The organism is Pseudomonas fuscovaginae SE-1, from assembly GCF_000364705.1.
In the GTDB taxonomy this organism is placed as follows: domain Bacteria; phylum Pseudomonadota; class Gammaproteobacteria; order Pseudomonadales; family Pseudomonadaceae; genus Aquipseudomonas; species Aquipseudomonas fuscovaginae_A.
Genome location: NZ_AQOH01000054.1, coordinates 31,841 through 48,078 on the forward strand (window position 1 = coordinate 31,841; position 16,238 = coordinate 48,078).

The window sequence follows — 16,238 nt, forward strand, 5'->3', positions numbered from 1 at the left end:
CGGCTACCTCGCATTACCTGACAGTTCCGGGTGGCAGGTCTGGGGACGGCTGCGCCGCCCAGCGGGGGCAAGCCCCCTCGCCACAACAGCGCTGCGAATGCATCAAAATCGCACCCCGGTGGTGATCATCGCCGCATTGAACCCCAGTAGCACCAGTTCGGTCGCCACCGGTCCGTAATGGGCGCCGACCGAAGGAATGATCACCGGCGCCACCCCCAGGCGGTTCAGCGGGATCTTGTCGCGGTACTCGCCGCGATAACCCTGCAACAACCCACCCGTCACCTTCGCATACAGTGGGTAGCGCGCGCTGTCGAAGCGTTTCCCGACATAGCCGTAGTACGAACGCTGGCTGAACGAATTGCGAAAGGTCGCCGCGCCATATAGCCACCCTGAACCGTCGTGACGCTCCAGGCCGAGCAGGTCCTGGCGGTTGTTGTGTTCGGGGGCCGGCGAATAGTGCCGGCTGTACAGGCTGGTCTGGGCGTACCAGAAGCCCTTCTCCCTTGCGCCTTCCTCGGCGGCGAGCGCAGCGGTGGCCGGGCCCAGCGACAGGATAAGGGCGGCGGCGAGCATCGATCGGTTCATGTGGGCGGCCTCTCTGGTGGCGTGGTGGTTCGCGGAGGTGGCCGTTATACGTAGCGAGCGGTCAGGGCGTCAGTCCTTGGTCTCTGAAAGGTCTGTAGGGGTTTTTACCGATGCTGCGTTTAGCTTATTCATATTCGTTTCTGGTATTTAATTTATTCGTTACATGCAATTAGGCTATATGCCATCGGACCACCGGCTTTTTATCTGCCAATCATCAAGACAATGACCGACACCGTTCGCCACACGGACCGATCGTGCGAACTCGAGGCATGAAGCCTCGACTTTGGATTCCAAGGGGAGCGGTATGGGGAGCAACACGCAACACCGGATGTACTCGGCGATTTTGTCGGCTCATCTGCTGACCGCCGCAGGCGCGATGACCTTCACCCCGGTGGCTGCCGCCGATTCGGAGAACACCACGGCCGATGCGCCGAAGCTCGATACCATCATTGTCACCGGTACCCGCGCCCAGGAGCGCACGGCCAGCGGTTCGCTGGCACCGATCGATGTGATCAGCGGCGACAGCCTGCGCAGCAACGGTTCGGACGAGTTGGGCACGGTCCTGGCGCGGCTGATTCCCTCGATCAATTTCCCGCGCCCGTCGCTGGTGGACGGTGCCGAACTGGTACGCCCGGCGCAGTTGCGCGGCTTGTCGCCGGACCAGGTGCTGGTGCTGGTCAACGGCAAGCGCCGGCATACCAGTGCCTTCGTCAACCTCGGTGGCGCGGTGGGACGCGGCTCGGCCCCGGCCGACCTGAATGCGATCCCGATTTCGGCGGTCGACCATATCGAGGTGCTGCGTGACGGCGCGTCGGCCCGCTATGGCTCCGATGCGATCGCCGGGGTGATCAACGTGATTCTCAAGAGCGCCGACCACGGTGGTTCGATCTCCAGCAAGTTCGGCGAATACAGGAAGGGCGACGGCATCCATCGCCAGCTCGATGGCAACAGCGGCTTCGCGCTGGGCGACAACGGCTTCTTCAACATTTCCGGGGAAGGTTCCGACAACGACTACACCAACCGTGCCGGCAAGGATTACCGTCCAGCCAGCGTCGGCTCGACGACCTATGGCCAGCAGGTGTTCCGCCAGGGTGAGCCGGCGACCAACGAAGGCCAGTTGCAGTTCAACTCCGCCTACAGCTTCAATGACGCGGCCGAGCTCTACAGCTTTGGCGGCTACAGCAAGCGTCGCGGCGAAACCGCGGCGTTCTACCGGGCGAGCAACGCGTCGAACAACATTCCGGCGATTTTCCCCAACGGCTACCTGCCGCTGATCCACGGCAACCTCGAGGACACCTCGCTGGTGGTCGGCCTGCGCGGCCTGCTGGCGGACGACTGGCACTACGACCTGTCGGCCAACTACGGCAAGAACGAGTACGAGCTGAGCACCGAAACCATCAACACCTCGCTGGGCCTGAACAGCCCGCGCAAATTCGACAACGGCACCCTGAGCAACGACCAGCGCCAGCTGAACCTCGACCTGTCGCGTGAGTTCAGCCTCGGCTGGCTGCCGTACCCGGTATCGGTGGCGCTGGGTGCCGAGTACCTGCGCCAGGGCTACCAGATCAGCGCCGGCCAGCCCGAGTCCTATTACCAGAGCGGCAGTTCCGGCCTGGGTGGTTTCCGCGCAGCGGATGCCGGCAGTTACGCGCGGCACAACTTCGCCCAGTACCTTGACCTGGAGACCCACTTCACCGAGAAGCTCAGCGCTTCGGCGGCGGTGCGGCATGAGGACTACAGCGACTTCGGCTCGAACGTCAGCGGCTCGTTGTCGGCGCGCTACGACTTCACTCCGCAGGTGGCGGTGCGCGGCAGCATCTCCAATGGTTTCCGCGCGCCGTCCCTGGCCCAGCAGCACTTCACCTACACCTCGTCGCAGTTGATCGGCTCGACCGTCCAGGAGGCCGGAACCTTCGCCGCCAACAGCCAGGTGGCGCGGCTGCTCGGGGCCGAGGACCTGAAGGCGGAGAAGTCGCGCAACTACAGCCTCGGCCTGGTGCTGGAGCCGGCGGACAACCTGACGGTGACGGCCGACTTCTACCGGATCGACATCCGTGACCGCATCAGCCTGTCGTCCAACCTGGTGCTGAACAACGCGGCGATCAACTATCTGCAGGCCAACGGGGTCGGCAACATCAACTACACCAGCGCGCGTTACTTCACCAACGCCACCAATACCAGCACCAACGGCATCGACCTGGTGGCCAACTATCGCTATCAACTGGACAACGGCGCGCGCTGGAACAGCACCCTGGGCTATAACTACAACCGGACCAAGGTCACCGATGTGAAGGACAACCCGGCGATCCTCAATCAACTGGGCGTCAACCTGGTGCGGGTGGACCGGCGTGAGCGGCTCGGCCTGCTGGGCGATACCACGCCCCGGCACAAGCTGACGTTCGGCAACGACCTGAGCTTCGGCAACTGGGTGCTGCACAGCAACCTGACCCGCTACGGCTCGTTCACCAGCTATCAGGCCGACGCGGTCAACGACCAGACCTTCAAGGCGGCCTGGCTGCTGGACCTGGCGGCGGACTACAAGCTCAAGCAGTGGACCTTCACCCTGGGTGGCGACAACGTCACCGACAAGTACCCGGAGAAGCTCAGCGCCTACGCCAACAGCGGCGGCAACCTGGCCTACAGCACTTATTCGCCGTACGGTTACAGCGGCGCGTTCTATTACGGTAAAGTGACTTACAACTGGTAACCACTCAGGAGCCCCGCGCGATTCGTCATGGCTGCTACAGATCCTGTGTTATCGGGTTTGGCTTATCCGCCGCGCCTTGAGCTGGGGGCGCAACTGACCCACGAACAATTGCTCAGCTCGATGCAGGCCACGATGGCCCGGCACAAGGGTGGTCCGGTCTGGCTGTTTGCCTACGGTTCGCTGATCTGGCGGCCGGAGTGTTCGGCGGTGGAGCGCGTGCGGGGTCGGGTGCACGGCTATCACCGTGGCCTGTACCTGTGGTCCCATGAGCATCGCGGCACGCCGGAGTTGCCCGGGCTGGTGTTCGGCCTGGACCGTGGCGGCTCCTGCAGCGGCTTTGCCTACCGGCTGCCGGAGGATCAGCTGGAGGCGTCGCTCTATGCCCTGTGGCAGCGCGAGATGCCGGTGCCGTCCTATCGGCCGCATTGGCTCAATTGCCGGTTGGAAACCGGGCAGACCGTGCAGGCGCTGGGTTTCGTCCTGGAGCGGCATCTGCCCAGCTACGCCGGCAACCTGCCCGACAGCGTTCTGACCCAGGTACTGCAAAGCGCCTGCGGGCGCTACGGCACTACCCGCGACTATGTCGAGCAGACCGCCAGCGCCTTGCGCAGCCACGCCATGCCGGACCGAAACCTGGAGGCGCGACTCAAGCGCTGTCGCTCGGGCTCGCACTGAACCCGCTGCACACATGGGATTGTCCCTGTGGGAGACGGCCGGGCGGCGCTCCCACAGGGAGAGGTGGGTTACGCGATGGCGCTACGGCTCTCGCTGACCGCGCGGGTGTGCCGCAGTGTCGGCGCCAGGAAGGCCATGGCCAGCAGGCAGGCCGCCACCAGCAGGACGAAGCCGCCATCCCAGCCGAAGTGGTCCACGGTGTAGCCCATCGCCGCGCTCGCGGCGACCGAGCCGCCCAGGTAGCCGAACAGGCCGGTGAAGCCGGCAGCGGTGCCCGCGGCTTTCTTCGGCGCCAGTTCCAGCGCCTGCAGGCCGATCAGCATGACCGGGCCGTAGATCAGGAAACCGATGGAGAACAGCGCGATCATGTCGATGGTCGGATGGCCGGCCGGGTTGAGCCAGTACACCAGCGTCGCCACGGTCACCAGGCCCATGAATACCATGCCGGTCAGGGCACGGTTGCCCCGGAAGATCTTGTCCGACATCCAGCCGCACAGCAGTGTGCCCGGAATCCCCGCCCATTCGTAGAAGAAATAGGCCCAGGAGGTCTTGTCGACGTCGAAGTGCTTGGCTTCCTTGAGGTAGGTCGGCGCCCAGTCCAGGACGCCGTAGCGCAACAGGTAGACGAAGACGTTGGCCATGGCGATGTACCAGAGCATCTTGTTGCGCAACACGTACTTGACGAAGATTTCCTTGGCGCTGAACTCGCTTTCGTGGCTGGCGTCGTAGCCTTCGGGGTAATCGTTCTTGTACTTCTCGACGGGCGGCAGGCCGACCGACTGCGGGGTATCGCGCATGGTGATGAAAGCGAATGCCGCAACGGCCAGGGCTACGGTCGCCGGTACGTAGAACGCCGCGTGCCAGTCATTGAACCAGCCCATGCCGAGCAGGAACAGCGGGCCGATCAGGCCACCGCCGACGTTATGCGCGACGTTCCACACCGAGACCACGCCGCCGCGTTCCTTTTGCGACCACCAGTGCACCATGGTCCGTCCGCTCGGCGGCCAGCCCATACCCTGGGCCCAGCCGTTGATGAACAGCAGGATGAACATCATGGTGACGCTGGACGTGGCCCAGGGTGCGAAACCGAAAATGAACATCACCGCCGCAGAGATCAGCAGGCCGAAGGTCAGGAAGTAGCGCGGGTTGGAGCGGTCGGACACCAGGCCCATGAGAAACTTCGACAGGCCGTAGGCGATGGCGATCGCCGACATCGCCACACCCAGGTCGCCACGGCTATAGCCCTGTTCGATCAGGTACGGCATGGCCAGCGAGAAGTTCTTGCGCAGCAGGTAGTAACCGGCATAGCCGAAGAAGATCCCGGCGAAAATCTGCCAGCGCAGGCGTCGGTAGGTGCTGTCGATTTTTTCCTCGGGCAGGGGAGCCCGGTGTGCGGCAGGTCGAAAGAAGGCAAACATTCAAGAGCTCCAGATTTCTTGTTTTGACTGCGGATGCGAATGTTACATTTTCGTTACCGAAAATAGCAGGCTTTCTCATCTACAAATGTAAGAAATGGAGCATTCTTGATGTTGTTTTTTGAACATGTCGCGAAGGATTAAGTGAAGGACGTTTTCAGGGTGGGCCGCCATCGCCGGGCAGCAGGTGTTCCTGGATCTTTTCGCTGCGCGATTCGACCAGTTTGCCCTGATCATCGAAACGCAGGACCAGCAGCCAGTCGTAGACGTCATCCGGCCAGTGCTTGTGGCCGAGCAGCTTTTTCGTGTCGCCGCCAAAGGCCTCGATCAGGTTGTCGATATGGCCGTGATGCCAGGCGATCAGCAGCACCGGTGCCGGGTTGTCCTTGCCCAGTGACTTGACCAGCTTGTCGACCTGGTCGTCGGCGTACGGTTGTTCGATCGGCAGTTGCAGGCGCTGGGCGAGCGGGGTGAGGGTCAGGCGCGGGCGGTCGCTTTCCTTGCTGTCGCGGGTGGCGATCAGGCGTTGCGGTATCAGGTCCTGGCCCTTGAGTTCGAGCGGGTCGAAGTAGCTGGCGTAGGCCTGGGCGCGTTGTTCGCCCCTGGGGCTCAGGCCGCGGCCCTGGTCGGGTTTTTCCGCGTGCCGGACGATCAGCACGGTGGTGTCGCGCAGGCCCTGCGTCTTCTGGGCCTGGGCCGTGACGGGCAGTATCAGCGCCGACAACAGCAGGGCGCCGGGTAGCAGTTTGTGCAGCAGCGCAATCATTGATGTGCCTCCATGGGATCGGGAGCAGCGCCCGGGCTGGGCGCTGTCGGTCCATGGGGCTGAATATAGCCTTGTTCGGCGCGAGGGCCGGATGAAACCTGTGTCAGCGGACCTGGACCACCACCTTGCCCACGGCTTTGCGCTGGCCAAGCTCATCGATGGCGCGGGCCGCTTCGGCCAGCGGATAGGTCCGCGACACCAGCGGCTTGAGCTTGCCCTCGGCGAACCAGGCGAACAGTTGCTGGAAGTTCGCCGCATTGTCCTGTGGCTGGCGCTGGGCGAAGGAGCCCCAGAACACCCCGACCACCGCGGCGCCCTTGAGCAGCGCCAGGTTCACCGGCAGCTCGGGGATGCGCCCGCTGGCGAAGCCGACCACCAGAAGCCGGCCGTTCCAGGCAATGGAGCGCACGGCCTGGTCGAACAGGTCGCCGCCTACCGGGTCGTAGATCACGTCGGCGCCGTTGCCATCGGTCAGGCGCTTGATCTCGTCCTTGAGGCTGGTTTCGCTGTAGTTGATCAGCTCATCGGCGCCGGCGGCCTTGGCCACGGCGAGCTTGTCGGCGCTGCTGGCGGCGGCGATCACCCGCGCACCCATCGCCTTGCCGATCTCCACCGCCGCCAGGCCGACACCGCCGGAGGCGCCGAGTACCAGCAGGGTCTCCCCGGGCTGCAACTGCGCGCGTTGCTTGAGCGCATGCATCGAGGTGCCGTAGGTCATGCTGAAGGCGGCGGCGTTGGTGAAGTCCATCGTGGCGGGGATCGGCAGTACGTTGTAGGCGGGTACCGCCACTTCCTCGGCGAAGCTGCCCCAACCGGTCAGGGCCATGACCCGGTCTCCGACCTTGAGGTGGCTGACCTTCTCTCCCACGGCCGTGACCACGCCGGCGGCCTCGCCACCGGGCGAGAACGGGAAGGGCGGCTTGAACTGGTATTTGCCCTCGATGATCAGCGTATCCGGGAAGTTCACCCCGGCGGCATGCACCTGCAGCAGGATTTCGTTCTTCTTCGGCGTCGGACTCGCGATTTCCTCCAGCACCAGCGTTTCGGCAGTGCCGAAGGCTTTGCACAGTACGGCTTTCATCGGGCTATTCCTTTGGGAGTGATGGCCGATAAGTGTAGGAGTGTGAGTCGAAGGGTCAACGAGCATGCCCTGGCCTGATAGTCGCCTATAAGCTTTGTGCTTGGGCTATCTGGCACGGCTCGCTATGCTAGACCGCAATCTGGATTGAGGAGCGAATCGTGAAAGCGTGGATCATGTTGATGGTGGCCTTGTCGCTGCCGATGGCGACAATGGCGGAAGAAGCCAAGGAAGGCGAGGGCGCGGCGCCCAAGGTCAGCTATATCAGCCTGAGCCCGCCATTCGTGGGCAACTATGGCCTGGACGGCACTCCGAAGCTCAAGGTCTACAAGGCCGACGTGGCGGTGCGTGTGACCGGTGATGCGGCGGCCCAGGCGGTCAAGGCCAACGAGCCGCTGATCCGCAACCAGCTGGTGGCGCTGTTCGCCCAGCAGACCGTGGACTCGATGAGCAACGTCGAGGCCAAGGAAAAGATGCGCCAGGAAGCCCTCAAGCAGGTCCAGCAGGTGCTGACCGACGAGACCGGCAAGCCGCAGGTGGAAGACCTGCTGTTCAACAACCTGATCGTGCAGTAACCCGGGCTTCTCTGGTGCCACGCCGCACCTGTAGGAGCCGGCTTGCTGGCGATAGCGATTTTTCAGTCAGCGTGGAGTCTCCTGATCCCCCGCTATCGCCAGCAAGCCTGCCCCCACAATAGGGCGTCAGCGCAAGGCCAACACGGCTGCCCACTGCTCCGCCGTCACCGGCATCACCGACAGGCGGCTACCTTTTTGCACCAGTGGCATTTGCGCCAGTGCGGCCTGCTGTTTCAGGTAGCCGAGCCCGAGTACCCTGGCGAAGGTCTCGACATGCCCGACCTGCAGCGCACTCCAGGGATTCTTCTCGGTCGTGGCCTTGGGGTCGTGGTAGTGGCTTTGCGGGTCCAGTGCCGTCGGGTCCGGGTAGGCCGCCTCGACGATCCTGCCGATCCCGGCGATCCCCGGCTCCGGGCAACTGGAGTGATAGAAGAAGAACTCGTCGCCCACCGCCATCGCCCGCAGGAAGTTGCGCGCCTGGTAGTTGCGTACCCCGTCCCAGCGGGTCTCGCCCAGCTTGGCCAAGCCTTCGATCGAGAGTTCGTCGGGCTCGGATTTCATCAGCCAGTAGGCCATGGTGGTGCTCCTTGGGCAGTTTGTCGGGCAATTTCACACAAACCGACGGTCGGTTGACGCCAGCGTTTGCGTAGTGGTTCACGTTATCGCAAAATGCCGGGATTTTAAGCTTGACGCTGCTGCACGGCCTAATCATCAAACCGCTGCTGTCATCGTATGTGATTTGCCTAGGGGGGCAATCGATGAAACGCAAACCGGATCTACTATGGACTTTGGTTATTTTGTTCGGTTTGGGGGTGGTGACAACGGGTTATGCCCAGGGCCTGTGGTCCGGCAAGAAGGACGCTCCGGTCGAGATCGCCCAGCAGCAGCCCCAGCAGTCGACCCTGTTCAAGCGTTGATTGCGCCAGAAGGGCGTCGCCATTCGCGTTGACGCCTTTGTTCCACTCGTTTCAGCCTGCGATATACCACGCACTGTCCGTGACCGTTGCGCGCAGCGGCACATCCCAACTGGCCTGATCCAGTCTCGCCACTTTCTGACATTCATGGGCCAGCCCCAGCAGCGTTGGCTTGCGCCAGCTCTTGCGGCGCGACTGGTAGGCCAGGCTGCGATCGTAGAAACCTCCGCCCATGCCCAGGCGCCCGCCGAGCGGGTCGAAACCGACCAGCGGCAGCAGCACCAGGTCGAGCGCCCAGACCTTGCGCTGGGCGGCCGGGTTGATCCGTGGTTCGAGAATGCGGAAGCGGTTGGGCCGCAGTTTTTCCCCGGGGCGAACCCGCTGAAACACCATCTTGGTCCGCGGCCAGGCGCTCAACACCGGCAGATAGGTATGCTTGCCCCGGCGCTGGGCCTCGCGCAGCAGCAGGCGCGGATCGATTTCACCGTCGTTCGGCAGGTACAGGGAAACATGGCGGGCCTGGCGGAACAGGGGGTGTTGCGCCAATTGCCGATACAGGCCGCGTGCAGCCTGGCGTTGCTCGCTGGGCGTGAGGGCGCGACGCGCCTTGCGCAGCAGCCGTCGAAGTTGCGGGCGGGAAGGCGGCGCAGGTTCGGTCATGGATTCGTGCTGTAGGCAGTGGAGCGGCCAGGACGGCAGCCCGTGAAGGCGAATGTCGGCATGTGCCGACACTGGCCTGGAAGTCAGGCTCCCCGGATGAACCGCTGTCGACTTAGCCCTTGAACCCGAAAGTTCAAGGTGGAAGGTGCAGTAGGCGTTAAGGCTTTCCGTCTAGCGGACATGCACACCGGCCCAACGTGCAAATTCCAGGGTAGTGCAAATCGGCTCAGGGACATCGTCAACTGGCAAGCACCCCAGGGAGTGATGCCAGTATAACTGAAAGGGCTGTGGGAATCAGCCTTTGCTGGTGTCCGAATCGGAAGACAGCGCCAGATCGACCCGTTCCAGCAGGTCACGCACCTGTTCGCGTGTCGAACTGCTGGCCTGCACGTCCGGACGCTCCTGCTTGTGCAGCAGGTCGTGGGTGATGTTCAGCGCGGCCATCACGGCGATGCGGTCGGCACCGATCACCTTGCCGCTGCTGCGGATCTCGCGCATCTTGCCGTCCAGATAGCGCGCGGCGCTCACCAGGTTGCTGCGCTCTTCCTGGGGACAGATGATCGAGTACTCTTTGTCGAGTATCTGCACGGTAACGTTATTGCTTGAACTCATGAGTCTTGCTCCAGGGCCTTGAGGCGCGCAATCATCGATTCAACCTTGCGCCGGGCGATTTCGTTCTTTTCAATAAGGTGTGCGCGCTCCTCGCGCCAGGTCTTTTCCTGAGCTAATAGGAGTCCATTTTGGCTTTTTAGTTGCTCGACCCGGGTAATCAACAGTTCGAGTCTGGCCATCAGCGCGTGCAGGTCGTTGTCTTCCATTCGTTATCTACTTTGATGTCGACTGAATATGACTGATGAGCGGTCGTGACTGGAGCGCTTAGGCTCTGTACGAAATGTATCTGTGCTCGACCAGACTGCGTTGAAAACATTTCGTCCAGACCCTGGCAAACGAGTTGTCCGCCTCGATGGTCTTGGCGGGTCCCCGAATGCTAGGATACAAGGCCTTCATTCTAGACATTGCGCCGTTCGGCGCCTAGCCGCCCATGCCTATTCAGAATTCCCCCTATAACGCCTTTGCCACCCTGTTGAGCAGCAACGGCCATCCGGTGTCGCCGGCCGAACTGCATGGCCTGTTGCTCGGTCGCAGTTGTGCCGGTGCCGGCTTCGAGGCCGACAGCTGGCTGGTGGATGCCGCCGAGCTGCTCGAAGGCGAACCCCAGGACAACGTGCGTAACGCCCTGATCGGCCTGCAGGAGATGGTCAAGGGCGAACTGACCAGCGACGACATGACCGTGGTCCTGCTGCTGCCCAGCGACGACGCACCGCTGACCGAGCGTGCCGCCGCCCTGGGCCAGTGGTGTCAGGGCTTCCTCGCCGGTTTCGGCCTGACCTACCGCGCCAATGCCCTGAGCATCGAGGCCACCGAGGTGCTGCAGGACCTGGCCGCCATTGCCCAGGTCCAGGACGCCCTGGAAGAGTCCGACGACGGCGAGAACGACTACATGGAGGTCATGGAGTACCTGCGTGTCGCGCCGCTGCTGCTGTTCACCGAGGTCAACAGGCCGGCCGAGCCGGCGGCCAAGCCTTCGCTGCACTGAGTGCGAACAGGGAGTTCCGTCTGCCCATGACCCATATCCCCAAAGCGGAATACGCCCGGCGTCGCAAGGCGTTGATGGCGCGGATGGAACCCAACAGCATCGCGATCCTGCCGGCGGCGGCGGTGATGATCCGCAACCGCGATGTCGAGCATGTCTATCGCCAGGACAGCGATTTCCAGTACCTCAGCGGTTTTCCCGAGCCCCAGGCGGTGATCGTGCTGATTCCCGGCCGGGCCCATGGCGAATACGTGCTGTTCTGTCGCGAACGCAACGCCGAGCGCGAACTCTGGGACGGCCTGCGTGCCGGCCAGGAGGGCGCGATCCGCGACTACGGGGCGGACGACGCATTTCCCATCAATGATATCGACGACATCCTGCCAGGCCTGATCGAAGGGCGCGACCGGGTGTATTCGGCAATGGGCAGCAATCCGGAATTCGACCGGCACGTGATGGACTGGATCAACGTGATCCGCTCCAAGGCGCACCTCGGCGCGCAACCGCCGAACGAATTCGTTGCCCTGGATCATCTGCTGCACGACATGCGCCTGTATAAATCGGCAGCGGAAGTGAAGGTCATGCGCGAGGCCGCGGCGATTTCCGCCCGTGCCCATGTGCGGGCCATGCAGGCGGCACGGGCCGGGTTGCATGAGTTCAGCCTGGAAGCCGAGCTGGACTACGAGTTCCGCAAGGGTGGGTCGAAGATGCCGGCCTACGGCTCGATCGTCGCCGCCGGGCGCAACAGTTGCATCCTGCATTACCAGCAGAATGACGCCGTGCTGCGCGATGGGGACCTGGTGCTGATCGATGCCGGCTGTGAGATCGACTGCTATGCCAGCGATATCACCCGGACCTGGCCGGTCAGCGGCAAGTTTTCGCCCGAGCAGAAGGCGATCTACGAACTGGTGCTGGCGGCCCAGGAAGCGGCGTTTGCCGAGATCGCCCCGAACAAGCACTGGAACCAGGCCCACGAAGCCACGGTGCGGGTGATCACCCGCGGGCTGGTGGAGCTGGGGTTGCTGGAAGGCGACGTCGACGAACTGATCGAAAGCGAGGCCTACCGGGCCTTCTACATGCATCGCGCCGGCCATTGGCTGGGGATGGATGTGCATGATGTCGGCGACTACAAGGTCGGCGACCAATGGCGCGTGCTGGAAGTCGGCATGGCGCTGACGGTGGAGCCGGGGATCTACATCTCCCCCGACAACCAGAATGTGGCGAAGAAATGGCGCGGCATTGGCGTGCGCATCGAGGACGACGTGGTGGTGACCCGGCAAGGTTGTGAAATTCTGACTGGCGGCGTGCCCAAGACCGTGGCCGAGATCGAGGCCCTGATGGCCGCTGCCCGGGTGTCGGCAGCATGAGCCGGGTCAACCTGGCGATCATCGGCGGCGGCCTGGTCGGTGCCAGCCTGGCCCTGGCACTTCAGGCCGGGGCCAAGGCGCGCGGCTGGAAGATCGTGCTGATCGAACCCTTCGCTCCCGGCGACAGCTACCAGCCGAGCTACGACGCCCGGTCCTCGGCGCTGTCCTTCGGCTCCCGGCAGATCTACCAGCGGCTCGGCCTGTGGCAGTCGATTGCCCAGCGCGCCGAGCCGATCAAGCAGATTCACGTGTCCGACCGCGGCCGTTTTTCCACGGCGCGGCTGTCGGCCATGGAGGAGGGCGTGCCGGCCCTTGGCTATGTGGTGGAAAACGCCTGGCTCGGCCAATGCCTCTGGCAGGGGCTGGATCGGGAGGTGGTCAGTTGGCGCTGCCCGGCCGAGGTGACTCGCCTGCAACCATTGGAGGACGGCTATCGCCTGAGCCTCAACGATGAGACCGTGCTCGATTGCGACCTGGCGGTGCTGGCCGATGGCGGCCGCTCCGGCCTGCGCGAGCAGTTGGGCATCGGCGTACGCAAGCGGCCGTACAACCAGAGCGCGCTGATCGCCAACATTTCGCCGAGCGAAGCCCATCATGGCATGGCCTTCGAGCGGTTCACCGAGGAAGGGCCGATGGCCTTGCTGCCGTTGCCGGACAACCGTTGTGCGCTGGTCTGGACCCGCCCCGGAATGGACGCCCAGCGGCTCGCGGCGCTGGACGAACGCAGTTTCCTTAGCGAGTTGCAGGGTGTGTTCGGTTATCGCCTGGGCACCCTGAAGCAGGTCGGTGCGCGACACCTGTATCCGCTGACGCTGGTGGAGGCCGAGGAGCAGGTTCGTCCGCACCTGGCGGTGCTGGGCAATGCCGCGCACAGCCTGCACCCGATCGCCGGGCAGGGTTTCAACCTGTCATTGCGTGATGCCCAGGCCCTGGCCGAGGCCCTGCTGGCCAGCGAGGCGCCGCTGGGCGACTTTGCCACCCTGCGCGGCTACCAGGAACGCCAGCGCCTGGACCAGACGCTGACTGTCGGCTTCTCGGACCGGGTCACCCGGTTGTTCGGCAGTGGCCAGCCGCTGGTCGCGCTGGGGCGCAACCTCGGCCTGTTGGGCCTCGATTTGCTACCACCGGCCAAGCGCTGGTTCGCCCGCCAGGCCATGGGCCTGGGAACGCGTGCCGATGTCTGACCGGCCAACCACTTCACATCCCGTGGGAGCCGGCCGGGCGGCGCTCCGCTTGCTGGCGATCAACGATGACGCGGTACGACAGCTGCATCGCGCCGTCGGCGAAGAGGGCATCAAGGCCGCCGAAAGCTTCGCGGGCAAGCCACGCTCCTACATAACTTTTAAGGCTTGAAGCATGGAAATGCGCGCAGATGTGCTGATTGTCGGGGCCGGGATGGTGGGCAGTGCCCTGGCCCTGGCGTTGAAGGGCAGCGGCCTGCAGGTGCTGCTGCTCGATGGCGGGCCGATGAGTGTCAAACCGTTCGATCCGCGGGCGCCGTTCGAACCCCGGGTGAGCGCCCTGTCGGCTGCCAGCCAGCGCATTCTCGAGCGTCTGGACGTCTGGCCGGGTATTGCCGGCCGGCGTGCCAGCCCCTACCGCGACATGCAGGTCTGGGACGGCAGCGGCACCGGGCAGATCCACTTCTCGGCGGCCAGCGTGCATGCCGAGGTGCTCGGGCATATCGTCGAGAACCGGGTGGTCCAGGATGCCTTGCTCGATCGTCTGCACGACTGCGACGTGGGCCTTCTGGCCAATGCGCGGCTGGAGCAGATGCGCCGTTCGGGCGATGACTGGCTGCTGACCCTGGCCGATGGCCGCAAGCTGCGGGCACCGCTGGTGGTGGCCGCCGATGGTGCCAACTCGGCGGTACGGCGCCTGGCCGGTTGTGCAACGCGGGAATGGGACTACATGCACCATGCCATCGTCACCAGCGTGCGCAGCGGCAAGCCGCACCGGATGACCGCCTGGCAGCGTTTCACCGATGACGGCCCGCTGGCGTTCCTGCCGCTGGAGCGTGATGGCCAGCAGGACTGGTGCTCGATCGTCTGGTCGACCACCCCGGGCGAAGCCGAGCGCCTGATGGCGCTGGATGAAACAGCCTTCCGCCAAGAGCTGGAGCGCGCCTTCGAGGGGCGTCTCGGCGAGGTGCTCGCCGTTGACCCGCGAGTCTGCGTGCCCCTGCGCCAACGCCACGCCAAGCGTTATGTCGCCGAGGGGTTGGCATTGATCGGCGATGCGGCCCACACCATCCACCCGCTGGCGGGACAGGGCGTGAACCTGGGTTTCCTCGATGCCGCGGTCCTGGCCGAAGTGCTGCTGCGGGCGATCGAGCGCGGTGAGCGGCTGGCCAGTGTGAAGGTGCTCAGCCGCTTCGAGCGCCGGCGCATGCCCCACAACCTGGGGTTGATGGCGGCGATGGAGGGCTTCGAGCGGCTGTTCCAGGCCGATCCGCTGCCGTTGCGCTGGTTGCGCAACGCCGGCTTGAAAATGGTCGAGCAGATGCCCGAGGCCAAGGCGCTGTTCGTGCGCCAGGCGTTGGGTTTGACGGGCGACCTGCCGGAGCTGGCCAGGGCCTGAGGCGTTTCCAGGGGATCGTGCAACATCTGGTAACGCCTCCGTTCCGACTTCGGTTGAGCGCGTAAATGTGAGTCCTTATCATTTCGCGCTCATTCCGAATCCGAAGGAACGCTCCCATGCCGGTACCGAAGCGTCTACTGACAGCCCTGGCCCTGACCCTGGTGGCGGGCGCCGCCCACGCTGCCGATGAAGTGGTGGTCTACTCCTCGCGGATCGACGAGTTGATCAAGCCGGTGTTCGACGCCTATACCCAGAAGACCGGGGTCAAGGTGAAGTTCATCACCGACAAGGAAGCGCCGCTGATGCAGCGGATCAAGGCCGAGGGCGAGAACGCCACCGCCGACCTGCTGCTGACCGTCGATGCCGGCAACCTCTGGCAGGCCGAGCAGATGGGCATCCTGCAGCCGTTCACCTCCAAGACCATCGACAGCAACATTCCGCTGCAGTACCGCTCCTCGGCCCACCAGTGGACCGGCTTGAGCCTGCGTGCGCGGACCCTGGCCTACTCGACCGAGCGGGTGAAGCCGACCGACCTGACCACCTACGAGGCGCTGGCCGACAAGCAATGGGAAGGCCGCCTGTGCCTGCGCACGGCGAAAAAGGTCTACAACCAGTCGCTGACCGCCACCCTGATCGAAGTCCATGGTGCGCAAAAGACCGAGCAGATCCTCAAGGGCTGGGTGAACAACCTGTCCACCGACGTGTTCTCCGATGACATCGCGGTGCTCGAGGCGATCAACGCCGGGCAGTGCGACGTCGGGATCGTCAACACCTACTACTACGGGCGCCTGCACAAGCAGAACCCGAACCTGGCGGTGAAGCTGTTCTGGCCGAACCAGGGCGACCGTGGCGTGCACGTGAACCTGTCGGGGATCGGCCTGACCAGGCATGCCCCGCACCCGGAAGCGGCCAAGGCACTGGTGGAGTGGATGACTACGCCGGAGGCCCAACGCATCTTCGCCGACGTGAACCAGGAGTTCCCGGCCAACCCGGCGGTGCCGCCGTCGGCGGAAGTGGCGAGCTGGGGCAAGTTCGTCCCCGACGCCCTGCCGGTGGAGATTGCCGGCAAGCGCCAGGCCGAGGCGATCCGCCTGATGGACCGTGCCGGCTGGAACTGAGCCGGCACTGGCGCCTGGCGGGGCGCCTACTTGTGTTGATCGGGCTTGGTTAACCGCTCCGTGTGGTTACAGGCTTGTGTGGCGAGCGGGCTTGCCCGAGCTCGGCTGCAACGCAGCCGCAAAATCGGCTACTGCGCTGCATCAGGTAGAGCGCGGTAGCTGGTTTCAGGGCCGCTTCGCGCCCCAGCGCGGGCAAGCCCGCTCGCC

General features: G+C 64.2%; 17 protein-coding genes and 1 other RNA gene. 9 read left to right on the top strand and 9 right to left on the bottom strand.

The window, feature by feature from the left end; translation table 11 throughout:
• Positions 1-102: 102 nt before the first annotated feature.
• Positions 103-585 carry a hypothetical protein gene (locus K675_RS0106175; RefSeq protein WP_026144975.1) on the bottom strand — a complete coding sequence of 161 codons (483 nt, stop codon included), beginning with the start codon at positions 583-585 and terminating at the stop codon, positions 103-105.
• 304 nt (positions 586-889) lie between these two features.
• Between K675_RS0106175 and K675_RS0106180 the strand changes: the two genes are divergently transcribed.
• Positions 890-3,292 carry a TonB-dependent receptor plug domain-containing protein gene (locus K675_RS0106180; protein ID WP_017902641.1) on the top strand — a complete coding sequence of 801 codons (2,403 nt, stop codon included), beginning with the start codon at positions 890-892 and terminating at the stop codon, positions 3,290-3,292.
• 27 nt (positions 3,293-3,319) lie between these two features.
• The gene (locus K675_RS0106185; protein ID WP_026144976.1) at positions 3,320-3,967 is read left to right on the top strand and encodes a gamma-glutamylcyclotransferase; all 648 of its coding nucleotides are present in this window, start codon (positions 3,320-3,322) and stop codon (positions 3,965-3,967) included.
• Between the two features lie 68 nt (positions 3,968-4,035).
• Here the strand turns inward: K675_RS0106185 and glpT are convergent, their stop codons facing one another.
• The 3 genes from glpT to K675_RS0106200 all read right to left on the bottom strand — a co-directional run bounded on the left by glpT (position 4,036) and on the right by K675_RS0106200 (position 7,229).
• On the bottom strand, positions 4,036-5,385 hold the full coding sequence (gene glpT, locus K675_RS0106190; RefSeq protein WP_017902643.1) for a glycerol-3-phosphate transporter: 1,350 nt from the start codon (positions 5,383-5,385) through the stop codon (positions 4,036-4,038).
• Between the two features lie 154 nt (positions 5,386-5,539).
• On the bottom strand, positions 5,540-6,148 hold the full coding sequence (locus K675_RS0106195) for a hypothetical protein (RefSeq protein WP_017902644.1): 609 nt from the start codon (positions 6,146-6,148) through the stop codon (positions 5,540-5,542).
• A gap of 103 nt (positions 6,149-6,251) precedes the next feature.
• Positions 6,252-7,229, bottom strand: coding sequence for an NADPH:quinone oxidoreductase family protein (locus K675_RS0106200; protein WP_017902645.1), 978 nt, complete (start codon positions 7,227-7,229; stop codon positions 6,252-6,254).
• Between the two features lie 158 nt (positions 7,230-7,387).
• Here K675_RS0106200 and K675_RS0106205 point away from each other — a divergent pair, with 158 nt between their 5' ends.
• Complete coding sequence (locus K675_RS0106205; RefSeq protein WP_017902646.1) at positions 7,388-7,801, top strand: flagellar basal body-associated protein FliL; 414 nt, start codon at positions 7,388-7,390, stop codon at positions 7,799-7,801.
• Between the two features lie 126 nt (positions 7,802-7,927).
• On the opposite strand, the gene K675_RS0106210 is transcribed toward K675_RS0106205, so the two are convergent.
• On the bottom strand, positions 7,928-8,377 hold the full coding sequence (locus tag K675_RS0106210; protein ID WP_017902647.1) for an EVE domain-containing protein: 450 nt from the start codon (positions 8,375-8,377) through the stop codon (positions 7,928-7,930).
• A 110-nt stretch (positions 8,378-8,487) separates the two neighbouring features.
• On the opposite strand from K675_RS0106210, the gene K675_RS30450 reads away from it, so the two are divergent.
• A complete protein-coding gene (locus K675_RS30450) occupies positions 8,488-8,718 on the top strand; it encodes a hypothetical protein (RefSeq protein WP_017902648.1) in 231 nt (76 codons plus the stop codon).
• Between the two features lie 51 nt (positions 8,719-8,769).
• Here K675_RS30450 and K675_RS0106220 read toward each other — a convergent pair whose 3' ends face one another.
• The 4 genes from K675_RS0106220 to K675_RS0106230 all read right to left on the bottom strand — a co-directional run bounded on the left by K675_RS0106220 (position 8,770) and on the right by K675_RS0106230 (position 10,193).
• Positions 8,770-9,375, bottom strand: coding sequence for a 5-formyltetrahydrofolate cyclo-ligase (locus K675_RS0106220; protein ID WP_017902649.1), 606 nt, complete (start codon positions 9,373-9,375; stop codon positions 8,770-8,772).
• A gap of 85 nt (positions 9,376-9,460) precedes the next feature.
• Positions 9,461-9,639, bottom strand: a non-coding RNA gene (gene ssrS / locus K675_RS32100) — 6S RNA.
• A gap of 30 nt (positions 9,640-9,669) precedes the next feature.
• Positions 9,670-9,987: a cell division protein ZapA gene (locus K675_RS0106225; protein WP_017902650.1), complete on the bottom strand. Its 318-nt coding sequence runs from the start codon at positions 9,985-9,987 to the stop codon at positions 9,670-9,672.
• Complete coding sequence (locus K675_RS0106230) at positions 9,984-10,193, bottom strand: TIGR02449 family protein (protein ID WP_010448091.1); 210 nt, start codon at positions 10,191-10,193, stop codon at positions 9,984-9,986. Before K675_RS0106230 ends, K675_RS0106225 begins: the two co-directional genes overlap by 4 nt.
• Positions 10,194-10,417: 224 nt before the next feature.
• Here K675_RS0106230 and K675_RS0106235 point away from each other — a divergent pair, with 224 nt between their 5' ends.
• From K675_RS0106235 to K675_RS0106260, 5 genes are all read left to right on the top strand, one after another.
• On the top strand, positions 10,418-10,972 hold the full coding sequence (locus K675_RS0106235; protein ID WP_017902651.1) for a YecA family protein: 555 nt from the start codon (positions 10,418-10,420) through the stop codon (positions 10,970-10,972).
• 26 nt (positions 10,973-10,998) lie between these two features.
• The gene (gene pepP, locus K675_RS0106240; protein WP_017902652.1) at positions 10,999-12,333 is read left to right on the top strand and encodes a Xaa-Pro aminopeptidase; all 1,335 of its coding nucleotides are present in this window, start codon (positions 10,999-11,001) and stop codon (positions 12,331-12,333) included.
• Positions 12,330-13,517, top strand: a complete 1,188-nt coding sequence (ubiH, locus tag K675_RS0106245; protein ID WP_017902653.1) for a 2-octaprenyl-6-methoxyphenyl hydroxylase — start codon at positions 12,330-12,332, stop codon at positions 13,515-13,517. Before pepP ends, ubiH begins: the two co-directional genes overlap by 4 nt.
• A 178-nt stretch (positions 13,518-13,695) precedes the next feature.
• The gene (locus K675_RS0106255) at positions 13,696-14,913 is read left to right on the top strand and encodes a 2-octaprenyl-3-methyl-6-methoxy-1,4-benzoquinol hydroxylase (RefSeq protein WP_198291617.1); all 1,218 of its coding nucleotides are present in this window, start codon (positions 13,696-13,698) and stop codon (positions 14,911-14,913) included.
• Positions 14,914-15,029: 116 nt separating this feature from the next.
• Positions 15,030-16,031 carry an extracellular solute-binding protein gene (locus K675_RS0106260; RefSeq protein ID WP_017902656.1) on the top strand — a complete coding sequence of 334 codons (1,002 nt, stop codon included), beginning with the start codon at positions 15,030-15,032 and terminating at the stop codon, positions 16,029-16,031.
• The last annotated feature ends 207 nt before the right edge of the window (positions 16,032-16,238 follow it).